This window comes from Arenibacter catalasegens (assembly GCF_002909235.1).
GTDB lineage: Bacteria > Bacteroidota > Bacteroidia > Flavobacteriales > Flavobacteriaceae > Arenibacter > Arenibacter catalasegens.
The window spans coordinates 175824-196667 of the sequence record NZ_PHQQ01000001.1 but is presented as its reverse complement, the minus strand read 5'-3'; the positions used below and the strand labels follow the sequence as shown (position 1 = coordinate 196667).

The window sequence follows — 20844 nt, the reverse complement described above, 5'->3', positions numbered from 1 at the left end:
CTTTAAATCGCTTTTAAATCAATAGTTAACTTAATGTTTTTATGCCTTATGTTAATTTCCCTGGCATGATTGTTTTCAACTTGTGTAAAAATATAGTCCGATTTTTCTTTGCCCCCTCGTGTTTCCAGTATTTGATGCAGTTGCTGGTTTGCTGTAAGATAAAAGTAAGTTTTATGCTCTATCTGGGTCTCCAAGAATATGGTATCTCCAGGTTTTTCGTAGTGGTTCAAAATTTTGGGATTTTCATTGGTCAAAACAAAAAAGTCCCGCTTTAGAAGGGTAATGATAATCTTTTTATTCATTTCTTCTAGAATAAAATTAATTTTGAATTCGTTTTTGATAAACGAAAAATCAAATATTTTATTTCCCATTTCTGTTGTAAAGACCACCCTATGGTGCTCTTTCCCCAGTTTTTTCACTACGAATATTCCGCCAAAGGATTTCGTGGCGAAATTTATTTTGGCCTTATAGACATAATCCTTGGCCATATCGGAAAAGTAATGATTGGATATAGTTGAGGTAACCCCAATTTTCCTTTCTAAATTATTCTTTTTTGGATAGGAAGAACAAGCCAATAACAATGCTATTAAGCTAGTTAGTAAATACTTCATTGTCCAATGGTTTGTTGATCAGTCGGTCAGTAAATACAATTCTAGTGAAATCCTTTGAAGGTTCTACCATTTTAACCTCTAGAACGTTGGCGTCTTCCTTATCGAAAAATAATATAAAAGAGGCGATATAACTTTTTATTTTCTCGTCCTTTGGGATAAAGATGACCTTATAATAATTTGGGCTTTTGAAGTAATCCATACTAAAATCAGCATCTTGGAACAAGTTGCCTTTTACACTGTTAATGATTAGTTCATTTAGTTTTTTGAAAAGGGCGCTACTTCCCAGGTCTACATTGCTTTTAGATCCAGAATCGTTTATTGATAATTTATCGTCCTTAAAAATAACACTGTATTCGAAGGGCTTAACATACTCCCATTTTACCATGTTGGGAGCCTTAAATACCATTTTTCCCTGTGTTATAATATCATTGGATAAAAAATCCAAGTGCTTATATTGTGTAAAATTACTTTGGATAGTGATCGTTGCCTTTGATGTTTCATTGATCATGGACTTAAACCTTACAATTTCCGCATTGTCCATGTTGCTTTCCTGGGCTATCAAAATGGAAACTTGGCTAAATAGGACAATTAGAAATAGTACGTTACGCATAGGCTTCAATATCTAGCAATTGGTCTACAGAAACCGATTGCATTTTGTTCTGCTGTAAAAATAGCAATAACTGTTCCAATACTTCGACTGTTTTTTCACTACTGTCATGAAGGAGGATGATGTCGCCTTTCTTTATTCTACTGGTAATACGTTCCAAAATGGCCTTTTTTGATCTTTTGGTGGTGTCCAAAGATCGAATGCTCCAGCCAATTGTTTGAAGTTTCATTTTTTTTACTGCTCTGTTTATATTGGGGTTTGTTACCCCATAAGCCGGCCTGTACAATTTTGCATGTAGGCCTGTAATGTCCTTAATAGTTTTATTGGTTTTTTGGAGTTCTACCAATACCTTTTGGGTGCCTAGGAATCCAAAGGCGTTGGAATGGCTATAGGTGTGATTCCCAATGGTATGCCCACCCTCAACGATATCCTTGGTAATTGCACCAAATTGTATTACTTGTTGTCCCACACAAAAAAAGGATGCTTTGGCATTATACTTTTCCAGTAGTTTTAAAACTTTGGGAGTAAAATCTGGATGGGGACCGTCATCAAAGGTTATAGCAACCCAATTGTGTTTAATTTTTTTATTAAAATGCAGTGCTGGAAGATGATAATTCCAACGGATATGAAATGAGCCAATAATGGTATAAGTGGCCCATAGGATACCTAGTGGTACATATACCCACCAATGGATATCAATAAAATAATCCAATACAAGTGTAGTGGCAAACGCCAAAATAAAAAGGCGATTTATAACAGGAAATTTCAACATTGGCAAAGTAGGGTAAAGCTGTGGTTCTCCCCTCTGTACTGGTTGTAAAGCAATACAATACCATACCCTTTAGTTTTAATAGTATTTAGGGTAATCTCGCTGGGTATATGCTGGGTCTTAAGAATTTTGGCTCCCAACCAAAATCCAAAGGCGGATGCTGTATTAAATTCCCCACTTAGATGTTTGTAATATACCTGTTGGGTGTTTTTAAATGGTCCATCTGTAAGGGCTAGGTAATAACCGTCAAAGTTCACGTCCCCATTATTTCCACAGATCAACAGATCAATATCGTCTATGGAAAGATTATTGTCCTTTAGATATTCTTCAAGATGGACTATTAGCTTGGATTGGGGTAGGGTATTAAAGGTTTTTACGTCCATTAACTGGGCATAGCTGGATTTTTGTTTGTGGTTGGACAAAACAAAGAAATTGGCACCTTCCCCAAAAACAGCTCCTTCGGAGTTGGAATGCAGAAGCTTGTTAGAATTTACTTTTTCTGGTTTAATATGATGTACTAGTTTATGAAAGGCATTGGTGTATTCACCTGATTCATCAACTCCTCCTACTAGAATGTATTCTGCTTCCTTCGCCTGCAATTGCAGTAAAGCGTCCAAGAGCGCGGACTCAAAAGAAATACTGCTATGGACATAGGTGAAATTATAACCTTTACACCCAATTCCCAACGCTATTTGGCCCGCTACCGTATTGTGGGTAGACTGTATAAAGGAGGTGGGGGTAAGGAACTGTTCATTATTGTCCAAAATGGCGGCAACAAATTTTTCGGAATCCCGAACACATCCCATTCCCGTTCCGGTAATAATAGCATCTACATTCGTTAGATTGGCTTCCTCCATGGCTATTTTGGCAGCAACTACCCCCATTTTTATTCCCTTTGCCATTCTTCTAGCGGCCGCTGGTGGAATAAAATCCTTGTAGTTGGGTTCTATTGCAGGAATAACATTCTCTTCATAGATAGTAATTTCCTCCAAAAATTCCTTGTTATCGAATGTTTTTTGGGCAGATATGGAACCGATACTGTTAATATAAACTTTTTCCATTACTCGTTGAAAATACCGATTTATAATATAAGATTAAATGGTCATTATGTAAATATAACAATTCCCTCTTAGGGCTGTTTTGAAAAAATAAGTGTGGAACAATTTCCCCCAAATCCAAGTGAATTGGATAGAACGGTGTTTAATATTTTTTCTTTTAAGGTCGTTAGAGGAATTAGGGTAAACTCTTTCATCGGGGTCTTAAAATTCAAATTTGGATAAATGATGTTGTTTTGAAGTGATAGTATAGCATATACTGCTTCTATGGCCCCTGCTGCAGCCAGAGTGTGTCCGGTATAAGCTTTTGTTGAACTGAATTCTGGCACTTCTTCCCCAAAAACGCGGATAATGGCCCGCCCTTCGGATAAGTCGTTGTTGCCAGTGGCGGTCCCATGGGCATTTATGTAATCAATGTCCGTAGGTTCCAGTCCTGCAATTTTTAATGCTTTCTCCATGGATAAGGTAGCTCCATCTCCATTTTCTGAGGAGGCGGTTTGATGAAAAGCATCATTGGCATTACCATATCCGGCTACATATCCCAATACTGTTTTGTTTTCTCTTTTTACTACCATGTCCGATTCTAATACTAAATAGGCCGCAGCTTCCCCTAAATTAAGCCCTTTTCGATTTTCGTCAAAAGGGGTATTATAGGTATCGGACAAGATCATTAGGGTTTTAAAACCATTAATCGTGAATTTGGATAAACAATCGGCCCCACCAACAATGACCCTATCCAATTTCCCTGTTTTTATTAACCTGGCACCAAACATTATGGCATTTGCAGCGGAGGAACAAGCGGTACTAATGGTTGTAACCAAACTTTGATCAATTCCCAATTGTTCCGCTATTTTTTGTGTAGAGTCACCCGCATGGTGACCTTTTATATATTTCCTATTCTCTTCACTTTCCAAGTAATCGTAATAATATTTTTCGGTCATATCCATACCTCCAACACTTGTGGCAGAAATAAGACCGGTCCTATAGGCTTTTATATCGGTTATTTGGGCATTTTCAATGGCCTCTTTGGCGGCTAAGGCCCCCAATAAAGCAGTTCTTGAGTAATTATTATTGGAGCATAAACCCAATTTTACTTCTAATTCCTCATTGGTGAAGTTAATTTCACCCACCATTATGCTATCCTTGTGTAGCGTATCTATTTTGGAAATTTTGGAAATACCAGTTCTTCCCTCTAAAAGTGAGCGGTAATTCTCAGCAACATTGTTTCCAATGGCAGATATTATACCCATTCCCGTTATAGCTACTCCTTTGGACATGTAACTTTTTATATTTTAAGGTTTGGATTTTCTTAGAGGTAACCAATTCTTTTTTAAAGTGAATAAACGCAAAGCCTTGGTTATTTTAGAAGTACCCGGATTATTTTGTGCGATGTTCTGCAATATAATTTGCCATTACTTCAATGGACTCAAATATTTTTTTGCCCTCTTTGGGGTCGGTAAGTTTAATGCCATAATCCTTATCCAACATAACGATGAGTTCCAATGCATCAATGGAGTCCAGTCCCAGGCCATCACCAAACAGAGGATCGTTATCTGCAATTTCATCGATTGCAATGTCCTCCAAGTTTAATTGAGATATAATTTTTTCCTTTAGTTCTTGTTTTAAATCGCTCATTTGGTCGTGTACAATTTTATTATTTCTTCTTTGTTATGTGCAATGCTTCCTTCCTTAGAAACTAAGTATAAAAATGCTTCGTAGTCTTCTGCGTCACAGTTTATCCATCCGCACAACACTTCGTCAGCTTTTCCAGTTTTAATTAAACTCGTTGCATAGTCGAATAGATATCCCGCATTAAAGTGGTTAAAGATAAAAAAACTATTTTCAGAATATAGCTTATGTCTAATACTAATCTCTCCAAGGCATATGTTGGGTAAGGTATAGACAAAAATAGCGGGACTAGGAAAATAGTTTTCTTTGTCCATAATAGAATTTTGGTGTTTCCTATCTGTGTCCAGACTAGACGCACTATTGGAAAATGCCAAGGCAATATTATTAAGGTTTCCAAAATCTTTGGACAGTTGGGTAAGTAAAATATCGGCGGCCAAAAACCCAAGTTTACTCAGGTTGTCCATTTTAAAAAACTTAGGATAGTTGGTATCCATCTTTTTATAGGCCAACTTTATAAAGGTAGAAAAATCGGTTTCCGGGCTTTCAAAGAGCAACTGATCGTTCAACATCACCTTATTGTTGAATATGCTACAATATGACCTTATTTTAAGGGGTTCATCCTTCATGATTTTACCTTTTTAAATACGGCAGCTGTATTGCATCCCCCAAAACCGGAGGCGGTCTTTAAAAAGTAATCTAAGTTCTTAGAGGTGATTTCAGTAATTACGTTGATGGGTTGGGATACGCCCAACTCAGTAAACCCCATGGAGGAATATAAGGTATTATGGTAAAGGGAATGCATGCCAATAATAGTTTCCAAAAGGCCAGATCCTCCCAATGTATGCCCAAAATAACCTTTTAGGCTATTCAAGGGAACCCTGCCTAGACCCAATCTGTTTAGGGCAATTGCCTCCATTTCATCATTGAAAGTGGTTGCAGTGCCATGGGCGGATATATAATCTATATCCTGAGGTCCTAACTTGGCTTCTTTAAAGGCTGATTGAATACTGCGATATAGGCCTTCCCCGGTTCTAGATGGGCCGGAAATATGATTGGCATCATTACAGGAGGCTTCACCCATTACCTCTACGGCCTCAGGGACTAAATTGTGTTGGTCCTTGGTCACTAGTACACTGGCGGCCACTTCCCCTATATTAATTCCTGACCTTTGCTTGCAATAGGGTTTGCAGGGTAGTGAACTCATTGCTTGGAATGAATTAAAACCGGAAAGAATAAAGTTGGAAACAATATCACCACCTACAATAAAAACTTGATCAAACGTCCCCTGTGAAATAAATCGCTTAGCAATTGAAATGGCCAATACTCCAGAAACACAGGCATTGGAAAGAACAATAGGTTCTTTGGTAAATTCAAAATAGTTTTTGATAATATGTCCTAAAGTTCCCAAATAGGCTCTTTCTGGGGGCATTGGGTGCTTTGGGTCCAAGGTATCTATATTTCCTTTGGTAGTAGATAGTATTAATCCAACCCTATCCGTTAATTTCACCCCGGATTCTTTAATGGTTTTGCCCAAGGAAATAATCATCATTTGCTCCAAGCGCGTATAATCATCATTGGATCCCAATAGTTCAAAGGCCTCTGATAGTGAATTGGAATCGATAACTGAGGCGTAAAAGGGAGTAGGAAATAAGTTTTCATCCTCAATTAGTGTTATCCCCGATACTCCCTTACGGATATTTTGGACCACGGTAGGACTATCAAAACCTATTGACGAAACAATATTGTTATATGAGAGATAGGTCTTATTCATTTAATAACCCAACTTTAAGTTTCCATTCCAAAAAAAATGTAGGCATGGTCAAGGATAAAGTTCCTTCATCTTCTACAAAAACCTGAACCGTTTCCCCTGTGCATACCAATTTGTTTTGCGGATTATAGATTTCGTATCTAAAAATCATTTTTGCCGCAGGTGAATCTACAAAAATTGTTTTAACCGTAGCTATATCCCCATAGCGCAAAGGAAGTTTGTGCTCGCAAACGGATTTAACGATCGGAGTGGTGTACCCAGCTGCCTTATGATCCAGATAGGCAATCCCATGTTGTCGACCAAAGGCCTCCCTACCGTCTTCAAAATACTGGATATAATTTCCATGCCATACAATGCCCAAAGGGTCAGTTTCCGCAAAGCGAACCCTAATTTCACTGGTATAGCTAATCTCTGACTTGTTTTTAGACGGCATTTTTTCTTTCATTATACACAATAGAAATTGTGGTGGTTATGATAAAAAATAATAATAATAAGGCTAATTCAGGAACAAGATCAATAATGCCAACATCTCTCAAAAAAACATCATAAAAGGCATTTAAGCCCCAATTCATTGGAGATAAATTTGATAGTGTCTGCATAAACTTAGGCATAATAAAGACAGGTACCCACACACCGCCCAAAGCTGCCAATATAACCACGAAAGTGGCTCCGAAGGGAGCGGATTGCTCCTGGGTCTTTGCCACTGTTCCCAATAGTAAACCTAGACCAATGGCCGCAAGTCCTGCAAAAATAGCAACTAGGAACAATTGTGGAATTTTTCCTGAAACATCAAGGCTTGGAAGCCCTAAGATAGGGAAAAGATAAACCCCTATCCCCAACATAAGTCCAAATTGAATAAGGCAAACGGACAGGTATACCAAAGTTTTTCCTCCCAATACGGTCAAATAAGATACAGGATTAGTCCTTAGACGAACAAAGGTACCCTGGGTTTTTTCCTTGACCATATTGATGGACAAGGGGACAATGATAAAAAATATGGCAAATAAAGACCAGGCGGGTACGTTGTGTTGCACAGAATTTGGAATTATTTCATTTTCGCCAATACTAGGAGTTATTTCTTTAAAGGTGATAAAACTTTCGGTATCAAATATTGCTTCGGTTTCATCATCAGTTATTTGGGACTGGAATGCCTTGTAAATGGTCTGGGTCTCTATTTTAAAGATCATCTTGTCTATCCCATTCTTTATGGAATTTTTAAAGGCCATTTGTGTTGCGGGGTCAAAATATAATATTACCTCCTTTTTCTTTACACCTTGTTCTTGTGGTATTGGAATTTCTTCGTCCAAACCAAATTTGGACAACAACCCTTCCACATTTAAATTCACTTTTTTTTCTAGTTCTGAACTAAGGTTGGTTGGAATTACAATAGCCAATTGGTACTTCCCTTTGAACACAAGTTCTTTGGCTTCTTTGTCCGATTCTTTCTCAATTATATTAAAGGATTTGGACTCTGCCAGACCATCGTAAATATTTTTGGAAACCTCCCCTTTATCATAGTCCACCCAAAGGATAGGTATTTTGTTGTCATTGATGGATCTAAAGGTGCTATCTTGAATTAAGGTAATAGTAACTACCAAAACCAATGGCATTACAAATAGGATGGCCAACCCCCCGATATCCCTGGACAGGAGTAGTAATTCCTTATATGTGGAGGCCCATAATTTATGCATGATCTCTTAGGGCTTTTCCGGTTAAGGTTAAAAATACATCTTCAAGATTATGTGATTCGGGGTACTGGAAAATTAGATTTTTAGGAGCGCCTTCCACGATAATCTTTCCGTGATCTATAATAGCCACTCTGGTGCAAAATTGTTCTGCTTCGTTCAAATGATGGGATGTATAAACAATAGTGGCACCAAGGGTATTTAATTTTTTTAAATGATCTATAATTACATTTTTGGATTGCACGTCCACGCCAACTGTTGGTTCGTCCAAGAATAAAACCTTGGGATCGTGTAGGATACTGGCAATTAGGTTTACACGGCGTTTCATACCGCCAGAAAAGGTATCCAATTTTTTGTGGGAATATTTTTCCAGGCCTAAAACTTCCAAATGAAAATTAATCTTTTCCTTTAACTGCCTTCCTTTTAGACCATACATGCTACCTAGGTAATGTAAATTTTCATATGCGGTTAGGGTAGGGTAGAGGGCATATTCCTGTGGTACAATGCCAATTAGTTGTCTGAGTTGATTTCTGTTCTTTTGAAAAGTTAATCCATTGATGGAAAAATTGCCCGATGTGGGTTTTATTAATGAGCTCAACATGGAAATTAGTGTTGTTTTCCCTGCTCCGTTAGGTCCTAATAGTCCAAAAATTTCACCCTCGTTAATATTAAGGTCTAGGTCCATTACCGAATATTCTTCGGCATTTTTATATTTTTTGGAGAGTTGGAAAATTTGGATCATCTGTTACTTTATATTGCCTTTTTTAGTTGTTTAAAAAAAACTTCCTCTTTGTTGGCAAGCTCTTCCAGAAGTGTAGCCACATGATCGTATTGGTCAACCGCTTCGGAATTGCTCCTGTTTTTGTATATACGTGATGCCTCCACCGCAAAATCGCGCCATTGGTCACCAATCAAGGTCATTTCTTTGGAAAGTTCCAAAAGTTTATTGTTTTCCAGTAATTTCCCAGCTTCTTGCAAAAATGCGGCATAAATATATCGAAATCCGCCACCTCCGGTGCCTATTTCTTCCTGCATACGTACAATTTGACCCAAATAATGATTGGCAGTTTTAATTCCTTTGGACTTTGGCCATTTACGAATTAGTTTTGCAATTTTCCGTATTCCTTTTACTCCAACAATCGGAACCGGGGCCAACATATCCCTGCAGGTGTGTTTAATCCCTTTAATAATTGCTTTTTCAAGCTGTAGATTTTTAGGGAAGGCGGTAGGATAGTATATGTGTCCCTTAGGGGCAAAGGCTCCTTTTGCAAATCTTACTTTTTCCAGTTCTTTTTCGGTAAGGGAGGTAACGGTTTCCATTACAGGGTCACTTATTAAATATCTACCATCCTTTTTACCATAGACGACCATGTTGTGGGCGTTGAAATGAAAGCGATATTCATCAGGAAAATATGGTAGATTATAAACGCCTACCTGCAGTCCTACCGGGTTGTTCCTTTCCAAGTTTTCATCCAATCTTGCCTTAGCTGTTTGGGTATTCCGAAATTTTTCTCGCTTAATTTTAATTCCTACACGTTTGGCGAATCTTTTGAATATAATTCCGGGCAATGCCCTGTATGACACTACTGGTGCGTGGTTCACTTTTAAAAAAGGGATATAGCTGAACAACAGCCCAGATCCTATTCCAAAAACCATGGGCTCGCTTACGGTAAACCCATTATATGTCATTAGGTTGGCTACTACACCATTTTCGCAATGTGCGGCTTGCTTGTGTTTAAAATCTATTTCCATTGTTTAGAGGTCGGTACGTTGTAGCTCTTCGATCGTAATATCGAAGACATTGGCATATTTTTGTAATATCTTATTATTAAGTTTTTTAAATATGGCAGGTCGAAAATGTCTTTTAACCCTCCACTTCCAGGTCCCAACATAACTAGCTAGGATTGGGAGGTCCATTTTATGGAGTTCCATATAGTATTCCAAGGGGCTTGCTTTATGATTTTTTACCCGCTGTTTTGCATCGGAAATGCGTTCATTTATAGCTTCAATAGCATTGTTCAGCGCAATGGTCTTTGGGTCCCACCCGGTACTTAATTCAGTAGTGTATTCCCCATTTTCATCAATGGCATAACACAGTTCCTTGAAATTGGCCGACTCTAGATTGCTCTTATCCTGTGGCACCTCATTTTTTTTCATCCCCTAGGTCTTTATAGTTTATAGGCCTTAAATAGCAGGCTTATAGAGTAATTCTTTCAATTTTCTATTCGATCACTCTATCAACTTAAACTTCCTGTATTAGAAAATTTAATATGCAATCTGCCACTAATACTTCGTCTGTATAAATTTTGCAATCCATGGTGCATATGCTAAAATTTCCCGAACTGTAATTGGATACAAGTTTAGCTTTGGTTATTAAGGTATCTCCTATCTTGGGTAAAAAAAGAATGTTTGCCCTCTTAATACTGCTAATAAAACCAATAACACTATTGCCTTCACCTTCAAAATCATCAGCAGCAAAAAAATCTTGGCCAACTATGGCCGAACATGATTGGGCCGCATTTTCAATAATCCCCGATTCGGTAAACCTATAGTTCTTTACAAAGATACAATCTTCAGTTACTTTAAATTCGGTAGTCACCGTTTCCTGGTCAAGGTAAATTATTTTTGTGACCATGAGCATTGGTGCTCTGTGGGGCAAAAACTTATGTATATCTATATGTGAAGGTGTAGTATTCAATTAGTTTGCCAATACGGTTTTCATTTCACTGTTTGCTATAATTTTGTCATTGCAGGTTACTTGGATCTGAACTAAGGTAACACCCATAATTTCATGTAGAATTGTGACTGTTGTAATAAGTTCCTGATCCTGGTTAGGCAATTCCAGTATTTCAGCCAATTTAATGGCTCCTATATAACCCTTTGGGGCCGGCTCATTTTTTAGAAAATATTGGTATCCTGTATGAAGGGCAACAGACTGTGCCATGTGTTCAATAAGTCCGGCAGCCATAAATTTATTATTGTCCACAAACAAATTTGTGCTGGGTGGCGTAAAACCAGTAATCACTTTTTCCTCGGAAAAGTGCAACAGCTTGTCTACCATAATAAAGGGTGCTTTTTGGGGGATTAGATTTTCAATTAACCCTTTATCGTTTATTGTTTGTTTTAATAAATTCATTTAACAGACCGTTAGGTATGCATATGCGTAGGAAAACCTAGCACTTTCCGGTACGTGCAACAATATTTTATCGCCTTTTTTTAGTTTTCCGGAACCTACCAATTCCTCAAGCATTACAAAAATTGAGGCCGCACCAACATTGCCCACTTTAGTCAAATTCATAAACCATTTCTCCCAAGGTACTTCTACTCCTTGTCGTTTTAATTCCTCGTATAAATTTTCCTTAAAATAATAAGAAGAGATATGTGGTAAATAATAGTCAAAATCGGCTGTAGTAATATTGTGTTTTTCCATCGCCATTTTTAAACTATCGACACCTTTGCCCAATATGTTTTCACCCAATAATTTAACGTCCTGTTTCATGGCGAAAAGAGATTTTTTTGCCCATTCTGAGGCAGGATATTCGCTCCAGGGTTTTAAATGGCCATTTTCCAATTTATCGGCACCGGCATACATGCAAGTTTCCATTTCATGTGCATAGGAATATCCTTCCATCCATTCAATTTTGAGGGCCGCTCCCTTTGGTTCGCTTTCCAGCAATACGGCTCCAGAGCCATCGGAAAGCATCCATCGCAGAAACTCCTTGTTAAAGGCCAATATAGGGTTGTCTTCCAGCTCTTTCAGGTGTTCCACCTCATTTTCAAAAATATCGGATTTCATCCAAGTTGAGGTTCTTTCCGATCCGGTGCATACGGCATTGGATACTTGCCCGGCCTTAATGGCCAAGAAGCCGTATTTTAAGGCATTCATTCCCGAACAACAGGCTCCTGAGGGGGAATTCACCTCTAAATTTACATTTTTTAAAAAGCCGTGCACCATAGAGGCGTGGGAGGGCAATATTTGGTCAGGACTACTAGTGCCACAAGAAAGAAGTTCAATGTCTTTGGTGGTAAAAGTGTCATCACATAAAAGCTCAATGGCCTCCTTGGTTAGTTGGGCATTATTATGGGTAATGTTTCCATTATCGTCTATGGCGTAATACCTGGTCTTAATTTGATTGTTGCGTAAGACTATTCGTCTAGCTTTAGAGTTCTTACCATTAATAATGCCCAATTTTTCCTCCATTTGCTCATTGTCAATTGGATTATTTGGTAAGAACTTGGCTATTCTGGTAATATAAACGTCTTTCATTAATTATTCTTTAAACTAACGGATGAATAGTATGCTTTATCCCTTTTAATTTTACTGTACAGGGGAATGTAAGTCGCTAAAAATACAATAAAAACTATTGGAGCTATAGCCCAGATTGCAAATAACAAATAATATTTGAACAATACCAGTAATTTTTTCCGTTTCGGATTACCTGTAGGTCCTTTCTTAATTATGAGGTTGGCCCATTTGGTAAATAATACATTTCCCCGTATATCGGTCTGGATCAATAAGGGTTTTACCTTAACTGCATCCAATTTTAATAAATTATTCTGTAAGTTGGTATAATCATTGCTTAATAATGATTGGTTGATTGGAATTCCAAATTTTTTAGAGGATTTAATATCCTCGTCGGACACCCCCGGCTTTGGAAAAATGCCCAAATACTTGGTTTTTTTTCCTCCTAACATCCAATGCACTATGGTTATTACGCTGATATGATTTATATGGCGGTCCACTAAAGCTATATTGCCCATCAGTTGCGCGTTACATGAAATTAGTAGGCCTTTCATTTTTTCCTGTGCCATTAACCACATATTTCTGCAGGCTATTACCGTTACTACAGGTGTTTTGTGAAGGATTTTTTTTGCAAAATCTGATTTTAGAAAAGAGTTTATTGGTATGGAAGGAGTTAAATACCAGACCTGGTAACCTAGTATTACGAGGTCATATTTCTTTTCAAGAATATCTGCCTTTGGAGGATGTAGTTTACATGGAATCTGCAAAAAGGATTCTGGAAATGCATCATAGAACTCATCCTGTTTCCAAGGAAATTTATAATCGTTTTCGGGTTGTATCCTGTAATAGGTGATGTTAACCTTTTCGCTATCTAGTGAAGATGCTAAATTTTGAACAATATCTAATAACTGCCCGGATTGGGAATAATAAATTATAAGAACTTCTTTCATGGGTAATCTATTACTCTTTTTATTAATGCCGCCAAGATTGCCACTTAAACAATTGCCAAAGGCTTTTTCCTGGACTTTGAATATAAACTATATTTTGTTTTTAATTCCTTAGTCCGGTTCTTAATTCAAATCTAGAGATTGGACCTAAAATTTCAGGCTAAATTACTTTAGTTTTTAGAATCCCAAAAATCAAAATAGTTAAACCACTGGTATGGATATTGTTTTATGATCCCGTCTATGCTTTCAATATAATTGGCCAATAATCCTTGGGCATCCCTCTTCTTAAAGTCTGCCTTTCTCGCGTAAAGATGATAGTGCTTATTGGTCTCCTTCATTACATATACAAATAGGACCGGCACATTTAATCTAGACCCCAATAAAAAGGGACCTGAAGGAAATTGAGCCTTTTTGCCTAAAATTGTTGCCGTCATTAACTTGGCCGTTGTAGCATATCTATCCCCGGTCATGCAAATAATTTCATTTTTGGACAAAGCGGCATTCATTTCAAAGATATGGGATAGATCTTCCTTAATGATAATAAATTTGGTTTTGGATTTTTTAATATACTGATCAAGGTATTCCTTTATGGCCTTGTGCTCCACATCTGTGGTCAACAGATTAATAGTGGCATTCCCTTCCAATTCGTCCAGGAAAAATTCAGCTATTTCGAAATTTCCCAAATGGGCACTGATCAATATCCCACCCTTTTTATTTGCCAAAGTTTGGTTTAAATGTTCTATTCCATCAAAATGATAGGTAAACTTATTTCTAAGTCCCGACGAAATGGCCACCTTGTCCAAAATGGTCTGCCCAAATACATAGTAGCTTTTATATATGGCTACAATACTTTTTAGAGTATTGTATTTGAGTCTTTTATTGAAGTAATAATAACTTGCCCTGGTACTTGAGGCCGCGAAAAAGCAAAAATAGAACGCAACAAAATACAGTATAAAATAGGCAGATCTCAACCCTAGCCTTTTAATACAAAATACAAAAATCTTATATCCTAAAACAGAACCCCTGGACTTTCCTTTCCATTGATTTGATATTTGCTTATCCAATACGCAAGGTTTTAAAGGACTATACCAGTTTTGCGACTAAATATTAGTTTAATTTTTGCTCAATAAGGTCGTAAAAATCTTGTAATGTAATTACATTTATGAAATCTTCTCCCATCAATTTTACACTAAAGTTAGATTCGATGGCCACTACTAAATCAACAAAATCCAAGCTGTCCAATTCAAGTGTTTTCTTTAAATTGGCCATTGGGGAAATATCATCTGCATCAACTTCAAATTCATCTATAAGAAAGTTGTTTATTTTATCAATAATTACTTCTTTATTCATTTTTAATCTTTCACTTTTTTTATTAGCAATGCTGAATTCGTACCTCCAAATCCAAAAGAATTCGACAAAAATACATCAATTTTTTTATCCAGTGTTTTTCTTACCAGATTTAATTTGGCGGCATCCTCGTCAGGGTTTTCAAGATTTATATTGGGCGCAACAAAGGAATGCTCCATCATTAGCATAGAATAGACAATCTCACTGGCACCAGCCATCCAACATTCGTGGCCTGTCATGGATTTTGTGGAACTAACACAGGGACCATCTTTTCCGAAAACGGCAAATATGGCCTTAGCTTCATTGGAATCCCCCACTGGGGTAGAAGTTGCATGGGCATTTACATAATCTATTTCACTGGGTTTAATATTGGCTTGGTCAATGGCTTTTTTCATAGCTATTGTTGGGCCATCTACATTGGGAGTAGAGATATGGTCTCCATTGGAGGAAAAACCGTATCCTATAATTTCACCTAAAATGGGAGCATTTCTTTTTTTAGCGGATTCATAGCTTTCAACAATAAGTGATGCCGCACCGCCACTTGGGACAAGTCCGTCCCTACTTTGATCAAAGGGGCGCGAAGCGGTCTCTGGTTTAACATCGTTGACAGAAAATACGCCAAGGCCATCAAAACTACCCATTGCCAATTCATTGATTTCTTGGGTACCGCCACATATAATACAATCTTGAAGTCCACTCTTGATCAATTGATACGCTATGCCTATAGCATGCGATCCGCTTGCGCAGGCTGCGCTAATGGTAAAATTGATTCCTCTTAATTTGAAGATGGTGGAAAGGTTCATGGTTACTGACGAGTTCATGGCCTTAAAAATAGCGCCAGAACCAACCAAAGTTGTATCCTTTTTCTCCCTTAATTTATCTATGGACTCTATCACGGATTTGGCAGTACTATCGTTGCCATATAGCACACCTACTTCATTTTGGTCTATATATTCCTGACTTAAGCCTGCATTTTTAAGAGCCTCCAAGGTAGCTACATATGCATAAGCTCCTTCTTCTCCCATACTTAACCGTTGCCTTCTGGACAATAAGTCTTTTAGGTCTGGTTCTTCCACCATTCCCGTTAAACAGGAACGAAATCCAAATTCCTTTCTCTTTTCATCAAACACAATACCTGAAGTTCCGTTGTAAAGAGATTTTTTGACTTCATCCAAGTTTTTGCCCAAACAAGAATATATTCCCATACCTGTAATAACCACCCTGCTCATCTTTCCTTCTGCTATTTTAAGAATAAATTCCTCCGTTAATATTTATGACCTCTCCTGTAATATACGATGCCTTTCTGGATGCCAAAAACGAAACTAAATGGGCCACTTCCTCTGCTTCCCCGAAGCGGTTAAGAGGAATCATTTTTTTAAGCTCCTTTTCATCCAATTCGCCCGTCATATCTGTTCTTATAAAACCTGGTGCCACAGCGTTGACGGTGATATTTCTTTTTGCTATTTCCTGGGCCAAGGCTTTTGTGGCAGCAATTATTCCACCCTTAGCGGCGGAATAGTTGGTTTGCCCTGGTGTCCCTTTAAGTCCCGATACGGAAACCATATTAATGATTCTCCCGTATTTATGCACCAGTAATTTTTGGATTAGATGATTGGTAACATTAAAAAAACCATTTAAACTTGTGTTAATTACACTGTTCCAATCCTCAGGTTTCATCCACATGAACAGACCGTCTTTGGTAATACCGGCATTGTTTACTATTACTTCTATAATTGCTTCCTTATTGCCCTCATGCCAACTATCCAATTTACTTTGTACTTCTTCCGCCTTGCCAACATTAAATCGTATAAGTTCCGCGCTCCCACCAATTTTTTCTATTTCATTTAAGGTTTCCTGTGCTGCGGATTCATTGGACCGATAATTAATAAGAATCTTATACTCGGTATCTCTTGCAAGCTGTAGGCATATGGCTTTTCCAATTCCTCTTGATCCTCCTGTTACCAGTGCAAATTTCTTTTTTTCGCTCATTTATAAAATTAGTGTGATTTACTCCTTTACGTTATCAAATACCTCCGCATTCTGGTACCACTTATTGCCCAAAACTTTTCCATCAGCTTTCAAAAATCCCCATTCTTTACCAGATTTAACTCTGGCTAGGCCGTTAATAAACCCTTTTTGTAAATTCTTTTTAAAGATGTCAAAAGATAGACCGGCGGTGATATCATAATCGGGCTGAATTACCCATTTTCCACTCTTATCTATAAAGCCCCACTTCTTATCTTTAGCAGGAGCTAGACCATTGGCGGAGAATACTTCGGCATCCTTAAAACTGAAATCAATGACCTTTTCTCCTTTTTCGTTGATGTATCCCCATTTTTTATCCATAAATACCGGCGCCAATCCTTGGCTAAAATCCCTTGCTTTTTCATAAGTAGGAGCAATGACCCACTCTCCCTGATTGTTGATGAAGCCCATTAATTTATTACTCCTAGCGTATGTTAAAGTAGATTTGTCTGTGAATTCCCAAATCTTATCGGCATTTTTGACCGGTTTAAAGTTGCCATTGGAAACAATACCAAAAGATTCCTGTTTTTTTACCCAGACCCCTTTACTGTTATAATCACCAATTTCTTGGTTCTCAATAGGGATATAAATCTCACCCTTTTGGTTGATCATTCCCCAAAGTTCACCTTTTCTTGCCTTGGCATATCCATCTATAAAGGGTTTTATTTCATCAAAATCCGGTTCCGCGATCAATTTTCCGGCGGTACCCAAAAGGCCTATTTTATCGCCTCTTTTAAAAAAGGCTACCCCATTGTCAAAATCGTAATATTTTTCCGAAACAGGTGTTTCCAATACCTCGCCCGAAACATTGATATAGTTCCATTGATCGCCATTGTTTACCAAGGCCAGTCCGGAATTAAATTCCTTTACATGTTCGTATTCGGGTTGAATTGCCCATTCGCCAGCAGTATTTATGTATCCCCATTTGTCACCCATTGAAGCTGCAGCGCGCTCGTTAGTGAAGTTGTCCGCTTTCTTGAATTGTGGCTTTATCGCGTATTCCCCGGAGGTGTTAATATAGCCAAACAGGCCATTTTCCCTTACCAGGGCGTATTCCTGGGCATGAAAATTGGCGAATATTAAAAAAAGTGCAACTGAAAATGTAATTTTTGTTTTCATCTGAGATTTTTTTAAAATTATACGTTCAATATCAATAATTGCCAAGCTAGGACTTGGTGTATGTTTATAATCCTATACCACTATTAAATTAGGGATTATTTTACATATATTACCGCTCTAACTCAAAATTTTAATTAAGTTGCTTACAAGCGTAAGCTTCTACTTCAACATTCTGAATAAAGCTTTTAACATTATTCACATAAGGATACATGGGAACGTCTTTGTCGGAGATGATGGGGACTATATTTCTAATATCATCATACATTTTTCTTGTTCTTGATGATACTTTGTCCTGTACTTTAAGATACTCAATTGCCTGTACAATGGTTATAGTCTCAATGGCAAGGACTTCAAAAGTATTTTCTATGACTTTTTTGGTAATGTTGGCAGCATTGGTACCCATACTTACAATATCCTGATTGTCGTTGTTGTTCGGGATACTGTGCACGTACATGGGGTTGGACAACATTTGGTTTTCAGCAGTGGTGGAGGTAGCGGTAAACTGTACGCCCTGCATTCCAAAATTTAAACCAAGTTTTCCGAGGTTTACAAAAGGGGGAAGTATATTATTTAGATTCGGATTTAATAGGTAATTTAATTGTCTTTCAGCGAGCATGCTCATTTTGGTCACAATTAATTTTAGCTTGTCCATTTCAAGGGAAACGTAATCCCCATGAAAATTGCCGCCGTGATAAACATGTTCTTTTTCAACATCCACAATGGGATTATCGTTTGCTGAATTAACCTCTTCGATAAGGATTTTTTCCACGTTGTTCAAAGTGTCAAGGACTGGACCCAATATTTGAGGCACGCATCTCAAGGAATAGTATTCCTGCACTTTTTCTTCAAAAATAGACACTTCATTGTTGCCATTGTACAAATGGTGCTCCCTTTTTCGGGTAAGTGTACTATCCTTTAAATGATTTCTCATGGATTTGGCAATCTCTTGTTGACCTTTATGTTTTTTAGATTGATTAAGCTCCATAGATAAATGATCATCATAGGCCTCAACAATTTCGTTGATAGCAGAAGAACAGCATATCATCCAATCCAGTAATTTCCTGGTGTTTATAGTGTTGATCAAGCCAATTCCAGTCATTACAGAAGTTCCATTGATGAGCGCCAAGCCCTCTCTTAAGGAAACGGTAATCGGTTTTAGGTTTTCTATTTTAAAAACTTCTTCCGTTGGTCTTCTCTCTCCTTCATAAAAAACTTCACCCTCCCCAATAAGAACTAGGGCAATATGAGCCAATTGGACTAAATCCCCGCTGGCTCCAACACCACCGTGCTCAAAAATTATTGGAGTAATATTCTTATTGATGAGAGAGGTCATTAATTCGATTACCGAAATATGAACTCCAGAATGTCCCAGGCTTAAAGTGTTTAATCTCGCCAACATGGCGGCCTTAACATATTTTGTAGGGATTAAATTCCCTGTCCCGGAAGCGTGGCTCCTTATTAGATTGTACTGTAATTGAATCCGGTCGGAATCTTTTATCTTGTACTGTGCCATTGGTCCAAAACCCGTATTTACGCCGTAAATAATTTTGTTTTGAGAGAATTGGGTTAAAAATTTAAAACTTTTTTCAACGGTTGCTAAAACGTCTTTATTTATTAGAATAGATTCTTCTTTAAAAATTATTTGATAGAAATCTTCTATTCTCAACTTTCCTTTAAGAGTCAACATGTATATAAATTCAATATTTAAAAAGTAAATTGAATAACAATTAATAAAAATAGTTATTTTGGATTGCAAATGTATGATATTTAGCTAATCAATATTTTAAAAATAATGAATCAACGTTTTGTCGAGGTCTTGATAATTGGCGCAGGGCCGGCTGGTTGCGTTTCTGCGGCTTATTTACATGGTCAAGGAGTCAAGGTCCAGGTAATAGAAAAAAGTGTTTTCCCTAGATTTGTTATTGGCGAAAGCCTCTTGCCAAGATGTATGGATCATTTTGAAGAAGTGGGACTATTGGATGGTTTGAATGCCTTTGGTTTTGAAAAAAAGTTTGGCGCCCGATTTATTAAAGGAGACAAAATCTGTGAATTTGATTTTAGTAAAAAGCATACCAACGGATGGGATTGGACCTGGCAGGTGCCGCGAGCTGATTTTGATAAGGTTCTTGTGGACGAACTAATTAAAAAAGGAGTTGAAGTTTCCTTTGGGCATGAAGTTGTAGACGTGACCATTAACCAAATTGGTGTTTCCATAACTACCATTAAAGATGAAAATGGGAAACCATACCAAATTCAAGCCAAGTATATTATAGATTCAAGTGGATATGGCAGAGTTTTACCTAGATTGTTGAACTTGGATAAACCCTCTGTTTTACCTAATCATTCTTCAATTTTCACTCATGTTGAGGACACAAATCGACCGCAGGGGAGGGAAGGCACTTTAATTACTTTTGACGTGGTTGAGACCGAGGTTTGGTTATGGGTCATACCATTTTCTGATGGCAGAACCAGTATTGGCTATGTAGGTCCCACAAAATTCTTGGAATCTTTTGAAGGAAATAATGCAGATAAATTGACCCAATTGTTGCAGTTGTCCGATTATTATTATGAACGTTTTAAAGGCTTGAAATACTTGTTCGAACCTGTTTTAATTAAGAATTATTCTAAATCGGTAAAACAACTTTACGGAAAGGGATTTGTCCTAACCGGCAATAGTGCCGAATTTTTAGATCCAGTATTTTCTTCTGGAGTTACATTTGCCACGGAATCCGCCTTGTTGGGGGCAAAATTGATTAGCAGGGAACTTAATAATGAACCTGTTGATTGGGCAAAGGAATATTCAGATTATATAAAGGAAGGGGTAAAGGTATTTTCTTCTTATGTAAAGGAATGGTATTCTGGTAATCTACAGACCTTATTTTTCCACCAACCAGAAAATCCTGAGGTAAAACGGCAAATTTGTTCGGTTTTAGCGGGTTATGTTTGGGATAAGACCAATCCCTTTGTGACAAAGCATAATAGACTTATAAGGACGGTAGCACACTTCATTAATCTTGAAAAGAAAAAAAGTGAATGATG

General features: G+C 37.6%; 24 protein-coding genes. 1 reads left to right on the top strand and 23 read right to left on the bottom strand.

Annotated features, from left to right (window positions below; genetic code table 11):
- Positions 1-2: 2 nt before the first annotated feature.
- From CWD90_RS00895 to CWD90_RS00785, 23 genes are all read right to left on the bottom strand, one after another.
- Entirely contained in the window at positions 3-611 is a 609-nt protein-coding gene (locus CWD90_RS00895) for a hypothetical protein (protein WP_103474039.1), read from the bottom strand.
- Entirely contained in the window at positions 592-1221 is a 630-nt protein-coding gene (locus tag CWD90_RS00890) for an outer membrane lipoprotein carrier protein LolA (protein ID WP_103474038.1), read from the bottom strand. The genes CWD90_RS00895 and CWD90_RS00890 overlap by 20 nt, the downstream gene beginning before the upstream one ends.
- Positions 1214-1990 carry a polysaccharide deacetylase family protein gene (locus CWD90_RS00885; RefSeq protein WP_103474037.1) on the bottom strand — a complete coding sequence of 259 codons (777 nt, stop codon included), beginning with the start codon at positions 1988-1990 and terminating at the stop codon, positions 1214-1216. Before CWD90_RS00885 ends, CWD90_RS00890 begins: the two co-directional genes overlap by 8 nt.
- Positions 1984-3048: a beta-ketoacyl synthase N-terminal-like domain-containing protein gene (locus CWD90_RS00880; RefSeq protein WP_103474036.1), complete on the bottom strand. Its 1065-nt coding sequence runs from the start codon at positions 3046-3048 to the stop codon at positions 1984-1986. Before CWD90_RS00880 ends, CWD90_RS00885 begins: the two co-directional genes overlap by 7 nt.
- Before the next feature lie 68 nt (positions 3049-3116).
- Positions 3117-4319 (bottom strand): beta-ketoacyl-[acyl-carrier-protein] synthase family protein, encoded by a 1203-nt coding sequence (locus CWD90_RS00875; protein ID WP_103474035.1) that lies wholly within the window; start codon positions 4317-4319, stop codon positions 3117-3119.
- A gap of 100 nt (positions 4320-4419) precedes the next feature.
- Positions 4420-4677: a phosphopantetheine-binding protein gene (locus CWD90_RS00870; protein ID WP_103474034.1), complete on the bottom strand. Its 258-nt coding sequence runs from the start codon at positions 4675-4677 to the stop codon at positions 4420-4422.
- Positions 4674-5297, bottom strand: coding sequence for a 3-oxoacyl-ACP synthase (locus CWD90_RS00865; protein ID WP_103474033.1), 624 nt, complete (start codon positions 5295-5297; stop codon positions 4674-4676). The genes CWD90_RS00870 and CWD90_RS00865 overlap by 4 nt, the downstream gene beginning before the upstream one ends.
- Entirely contained in the window at positions 5294-6442 is a 1149-nt protein-coding gene (locus CWD90_RS00860) for a beta-ketoacyl-[acyl-carrier-protein] synthase family protein (protein ID WP_103474032.1), read from the bottom strand. Before CWD90_RS00860 ends, CWD90_RS00865 begins: the two co-directional genes overlap by 4 nt.
- Positions 6435-6884 carry an acyl-CoA thioesterase gene (locus tag CWD90_RS00855; RefSeq protein WP_103474031.1) on the bottom strand — a complete coding sequence of 150 codons (450 nt, stop codon included), beginning with the start codon at positions 6882-6884 and terminating at the stop codon, positions 6435-6437. The genes CWD90_RS00860 and CWD90_RS00855 overlap by 8 nt, the downstream gene beginning before the upstream one ends.
- Positions 6862-8130: an ABC transporter permease gene (locus CWD90_RS00850; protein WP_103474030.1), complete on the bottom strand. Its 1269-nt coding sequence runs from the start codon at positions 8128-8130 to the stop codon at positions 6862-6864. Before CWD90_RS00850 ends, CWD90_RS00855 begins: the two co-directional genes overlap by 23 nt.
- Positions 8123-8866, bottom strand: a complete 744-nt coding sequence (locus CWD90_RS00845) for an ABC transporter ATP-binding protein (protein ID WP_103474029.1) — start codon at positions 8864-8866, stop codon at positions 8123-8125. Before CWD90_RS00845 ends, CWD90_RS00850 begins: the two co-directional genes overlap by 8 nt.
- Positions 8867-8874: 8 nt before the next feature.
- Positions 8875-9876 carry a BtrH N-terminal domain-containing protein gene (locus tag CWD90_RS00840; protein ID WP_103474028.1) on the bottom strand — a complete coding sequence of 334 codons (1002 nt, stop codon included), beginning with the start codon at positions 9874-9876 and terminating at the stop codon, positions 8875-8877.
- Between the two features lie 3 nt (positions 9877-9879).
- A complete protein-coding gene (locus CWD90_RS00835; protein ID WP_103474027.1) occupies positions 9880-10281 on the bottom strand; it encodes a hypothetical protein in 402 nt (133 codons plus the stop codon).
- An 85-nt stretch (positions 10282-10366) separates the two neighbouring features.
- The gene (locus CWD90_RS00830; protein WP_239986425.1) at positions 10367-10759 is read right to left on the bottom strand and encodes an ABC transporter permease; all 393 of its coding nucleotides are present in this window, start codon (positions 10757-10759) and stop codon (positions 10367-10369) included.
- A 63-nt stretch (positions 10760-10822) separates the two neighbouring features.
- Entirely contained in the window at positions 10823-11260 is a 438-nt protein-coding gene (locus CWD90_RS00825; protein WP_103474025.1) for a hypothetical protein, read from the bottom strand.
- The gene (locus CWD90_RS00820) at positions 11261-12391 is read right to left on the bottom strand and encodes a beta-ketoacyl-ACP synthase III (RefSeq protein WP_103474024.1); all 1131 of its coding nucleotides are present in this window, start codon (positions 12389-12391) and stop codon (positions 11261-11263) included. It lies immediately after the preceding gene.
- Complete coding sequence (locus tag CWD90_RS00815; protein WP_103474023.1) at positions 12391-13317, bottom strand: NADPH-dependent FMN reductase family protein; 927 nt, start codon at positions 13315-13317, stop codon at positions 12391-12393. Before CWD90_RS00815 ends, CWD90_RS00820 begins: the two co-directional genes overlap by 1 nt.
- Before the next feature lie 167 nt (positions 13318-13484).
- Positions 13485-14378: an LpxL/LpxP family acyltransferase gene (locus tag CWD90_RS00810; RefSeq protein ID WP_239986424.1), complete on the bottom strand. Its 894-nt coding sequence runs from the start codon at positions 14376-14378 to the stop codon at positions 13485-13487.
- A gap of 43 nt (positions 14379-14421) precedes the next feature.
- Positions 14422-14664, bottom strand: coding sequence for a phosphopantetheine-binding protein (locus CWD90_RS00805; RefSeq protein ID WP_103474022.1), 243 nt, complete (start codon positions 14662-14664; stop codon positions 14422-14424).
- 2 nt (positions 14665-14666) lie between these two features.
- Entirely contained in the window at positions 14667-15890 is a 1224-nt protein-coding gene (locus CWD90_RS00800) for a beta-ketoacyl-[acyl-carrier-protein] synthase family protein (protein WP_103474021.1), read from the bottom strand.
- Between the two features lie 16 nt (positions 15891-15906).
- Positions 15907-16650, bottom strand: coding sequence for a 3-oxoacyl-ACP reductase FabG (gene fabG / locus CWD90_RS00795; RefSeq protein ID WP_103474020.1), 744 nt, complete (start codon positions 16648-16650; stop codon positions 15907-15909).
- A gap of 18 nt (positions 16651-16668) precedes the next feature.
- Complete coding sequence (locus tag CWD90_RS00790) at positions 16669-17805, bottom strand: WG repeat-containing protein (protein ID WP_103474019.1); 1137 nt, start codon at positions 17803-17805, stop codon at positions 16669-16671.
- A gap of 130 nt (positions 17806-17935) precedes the next feature.
- Complete coding sequence (locus CWD90_RS00785; RefSeq protein WP_103474018.1) at positions 17936-19492, bottom strand: HAL/PAL/TAL family ammonia-lyase; 1557 nt, start codon at positions 19490-19492, stop codon at positions 17936-17938.
- Between the two features lie 105 nt (positions 19493-19597).
- Here CWD90_RS00785 and CWD90_RS00780 point away from each other — a divergent pair, with 105 nt between their 5' ends.
- Positions 19598-20842, top strand: coding sequence for an NAD(P)/FAD-dependent oxidoreductase (locus tag CWD90_RS00780; RefSeq protein WP_103474017.1), 1245 nt, complete (start codon positions 19598-19600; stop codon positions 20840-20842).
- Positions 20843-20844: the final 2 nt, after the last annotated feature.

Coding starts and splice junctions, on each gene's coding strand:
- CWD90_RS00885 (WP_103474037.1), bottom strand. CDS start 1,990: ATGTTGAAATTTCCTGTTATAAATCGCCTTTTTATTTTGGCGTTTGCC.
- CWD90_RS00835 (WP_103474027.1), bottom strand. CDS start 10,281: ATGAAAAAAAATGAGGTGCCACAGGATAAGAGCAATCTAGAGTCGGCC.
- CWD90_RS00890 (WP_103474038.1), bottom strand. CDS start 1,221: ATGCGTAACGTACTATTTCTAATTGTCCTATTTAGCCAAGTTTCCATT.
- CWD90_RS00785 (WP_103474018.1), bottom strand. CDS start 19,492: ATGTTGACTCTTAAAGGAAAGTTGAGAATAGAAGATTTCTATCAAATA.
- CWD90_RS00805 (WP_103474022.1), bottom strand. CDS start 14,664: ATGAATAAAGAAGTAATTATTGATAAAATAAACAACTTTCTTATAGAT.
- CWD90_RS00790 (WP_103474019.1), bottom strand. CDS start 17,805: ATGAAAACAAAAATTACATTTTCAGTTGCACTTTTTTTAATATTCGCC.
- CWD90_RS00880 (WP_103474036.1), bottom strand. CDS start 3,048: ATGGAAAAAGTTTATATTAACAGTATCGGTTCCATATCTGCCCAAAAA.
- CWD90_RS00875 (WP_103474035.1), bottom strand. CDS start 4,319: ATGTCCAAAGGAGTAGCTATAACGGGAATGGGTATAATATCTGCCATT.
- CWD90_RS00780 (WP_103474017.1), top strand. CDS start 19,598: ATGAATCAACGTTTTGTCGAGGTCTTGATAATTGGCGCAGGGCCGGCT.
- CWD90_RS00870 (WP_103474034.1), bottom strand. CDS start 4,677: ATGAGCGATTTAAAACAAGAACTAAAGGAAAAAATTATATCTCAATTA.
- fabG (WP_103474020.1), bottom strand. CDS start 16,650: ATGAGCGAAAAAAAGAAATTTGCACTGGTAACAGGAGGATCAAGAGGA.
- CWD90_RS00850 (WP_103474030.1), bottom strand. CDS start 8,130: ATGCATAAATTATGGGCCTCCACATATAAGGAATTACTACTCCTGTCC.
- CWD90_RS00860 (WP_103474032.1), bottom strand. CDS start 6,442: ATGAATAAGACCTATCTCTCATATAACAATATTGTTTCGTCAATAGGT.
- CWD90_RS00830 (WP_239986425.1), bottom strand. CDS start 10,759: ATGGTCACAAAAATAATTTACCTTGACCAGGAAACGGTGACTACCGAA.
- CWD90_RS00895 (WP_103474039.1), bottom strand. CDS start 611: ATGAAGTATTTACTAACTAGCTTAATAGCATTGTTATTGGCTTGTTCT.
- CWD90_RS00845 (WP_103474029.1), bottom strand. CDS start 8,866: ATGATCCAAATTTTCCAACTCTCCAAAAAATATAAAAATGCCGAAGAA.
- CWD90_RS00840 (WP_103474028.1), bottom strand. CDS start 9,876: ATGGAAATAGATTTTAAACACAAGCAAGCCGCACATTGCGAAAATGGT.
- CWD90_RS00825 (WP_103474025.1), bottom strand. CDS start 11,260: ATGAATTTATTAAAACAAACAATAAACGATAAAGGGTTAATTGAAAAT.
- CWD90_RS00800 (WP_103474021.1), bottom strand. CDS start 15,890: ATGAGCAGGGTGGTTATTACAGGTATGGGAATATATTCTTGTTTGGGC.
- CWD90_RS00865 (WP_103474033.1), bottom strand. CDS start 5,297: ATGAAGGATGAACCCCTTAAAATAAGGTCATATTGTAGCATATTCAAC.
- CWD90_RS00820 (WP_103474024.1), bottom strand. CDS start 12,391: ATGAAAGACGTTTATATTACCAGAATAGCCAAGTTCTTACCAAATAAT.
- CWD90_RS00815 (WP_103474023.1), bottom strand. CDS start 13,317: ATGAAAGAAGTTCTTATAATTTATTATTCCCAATCCGGGCAGTTATTA.
- CWD90_RS00855 (WP_103474031.1), bottom strand. CDS start 6,884: ATGAAAGAAAAAATGCCGTCTAAAAACAAGTCAGAGATTAGCTATACC.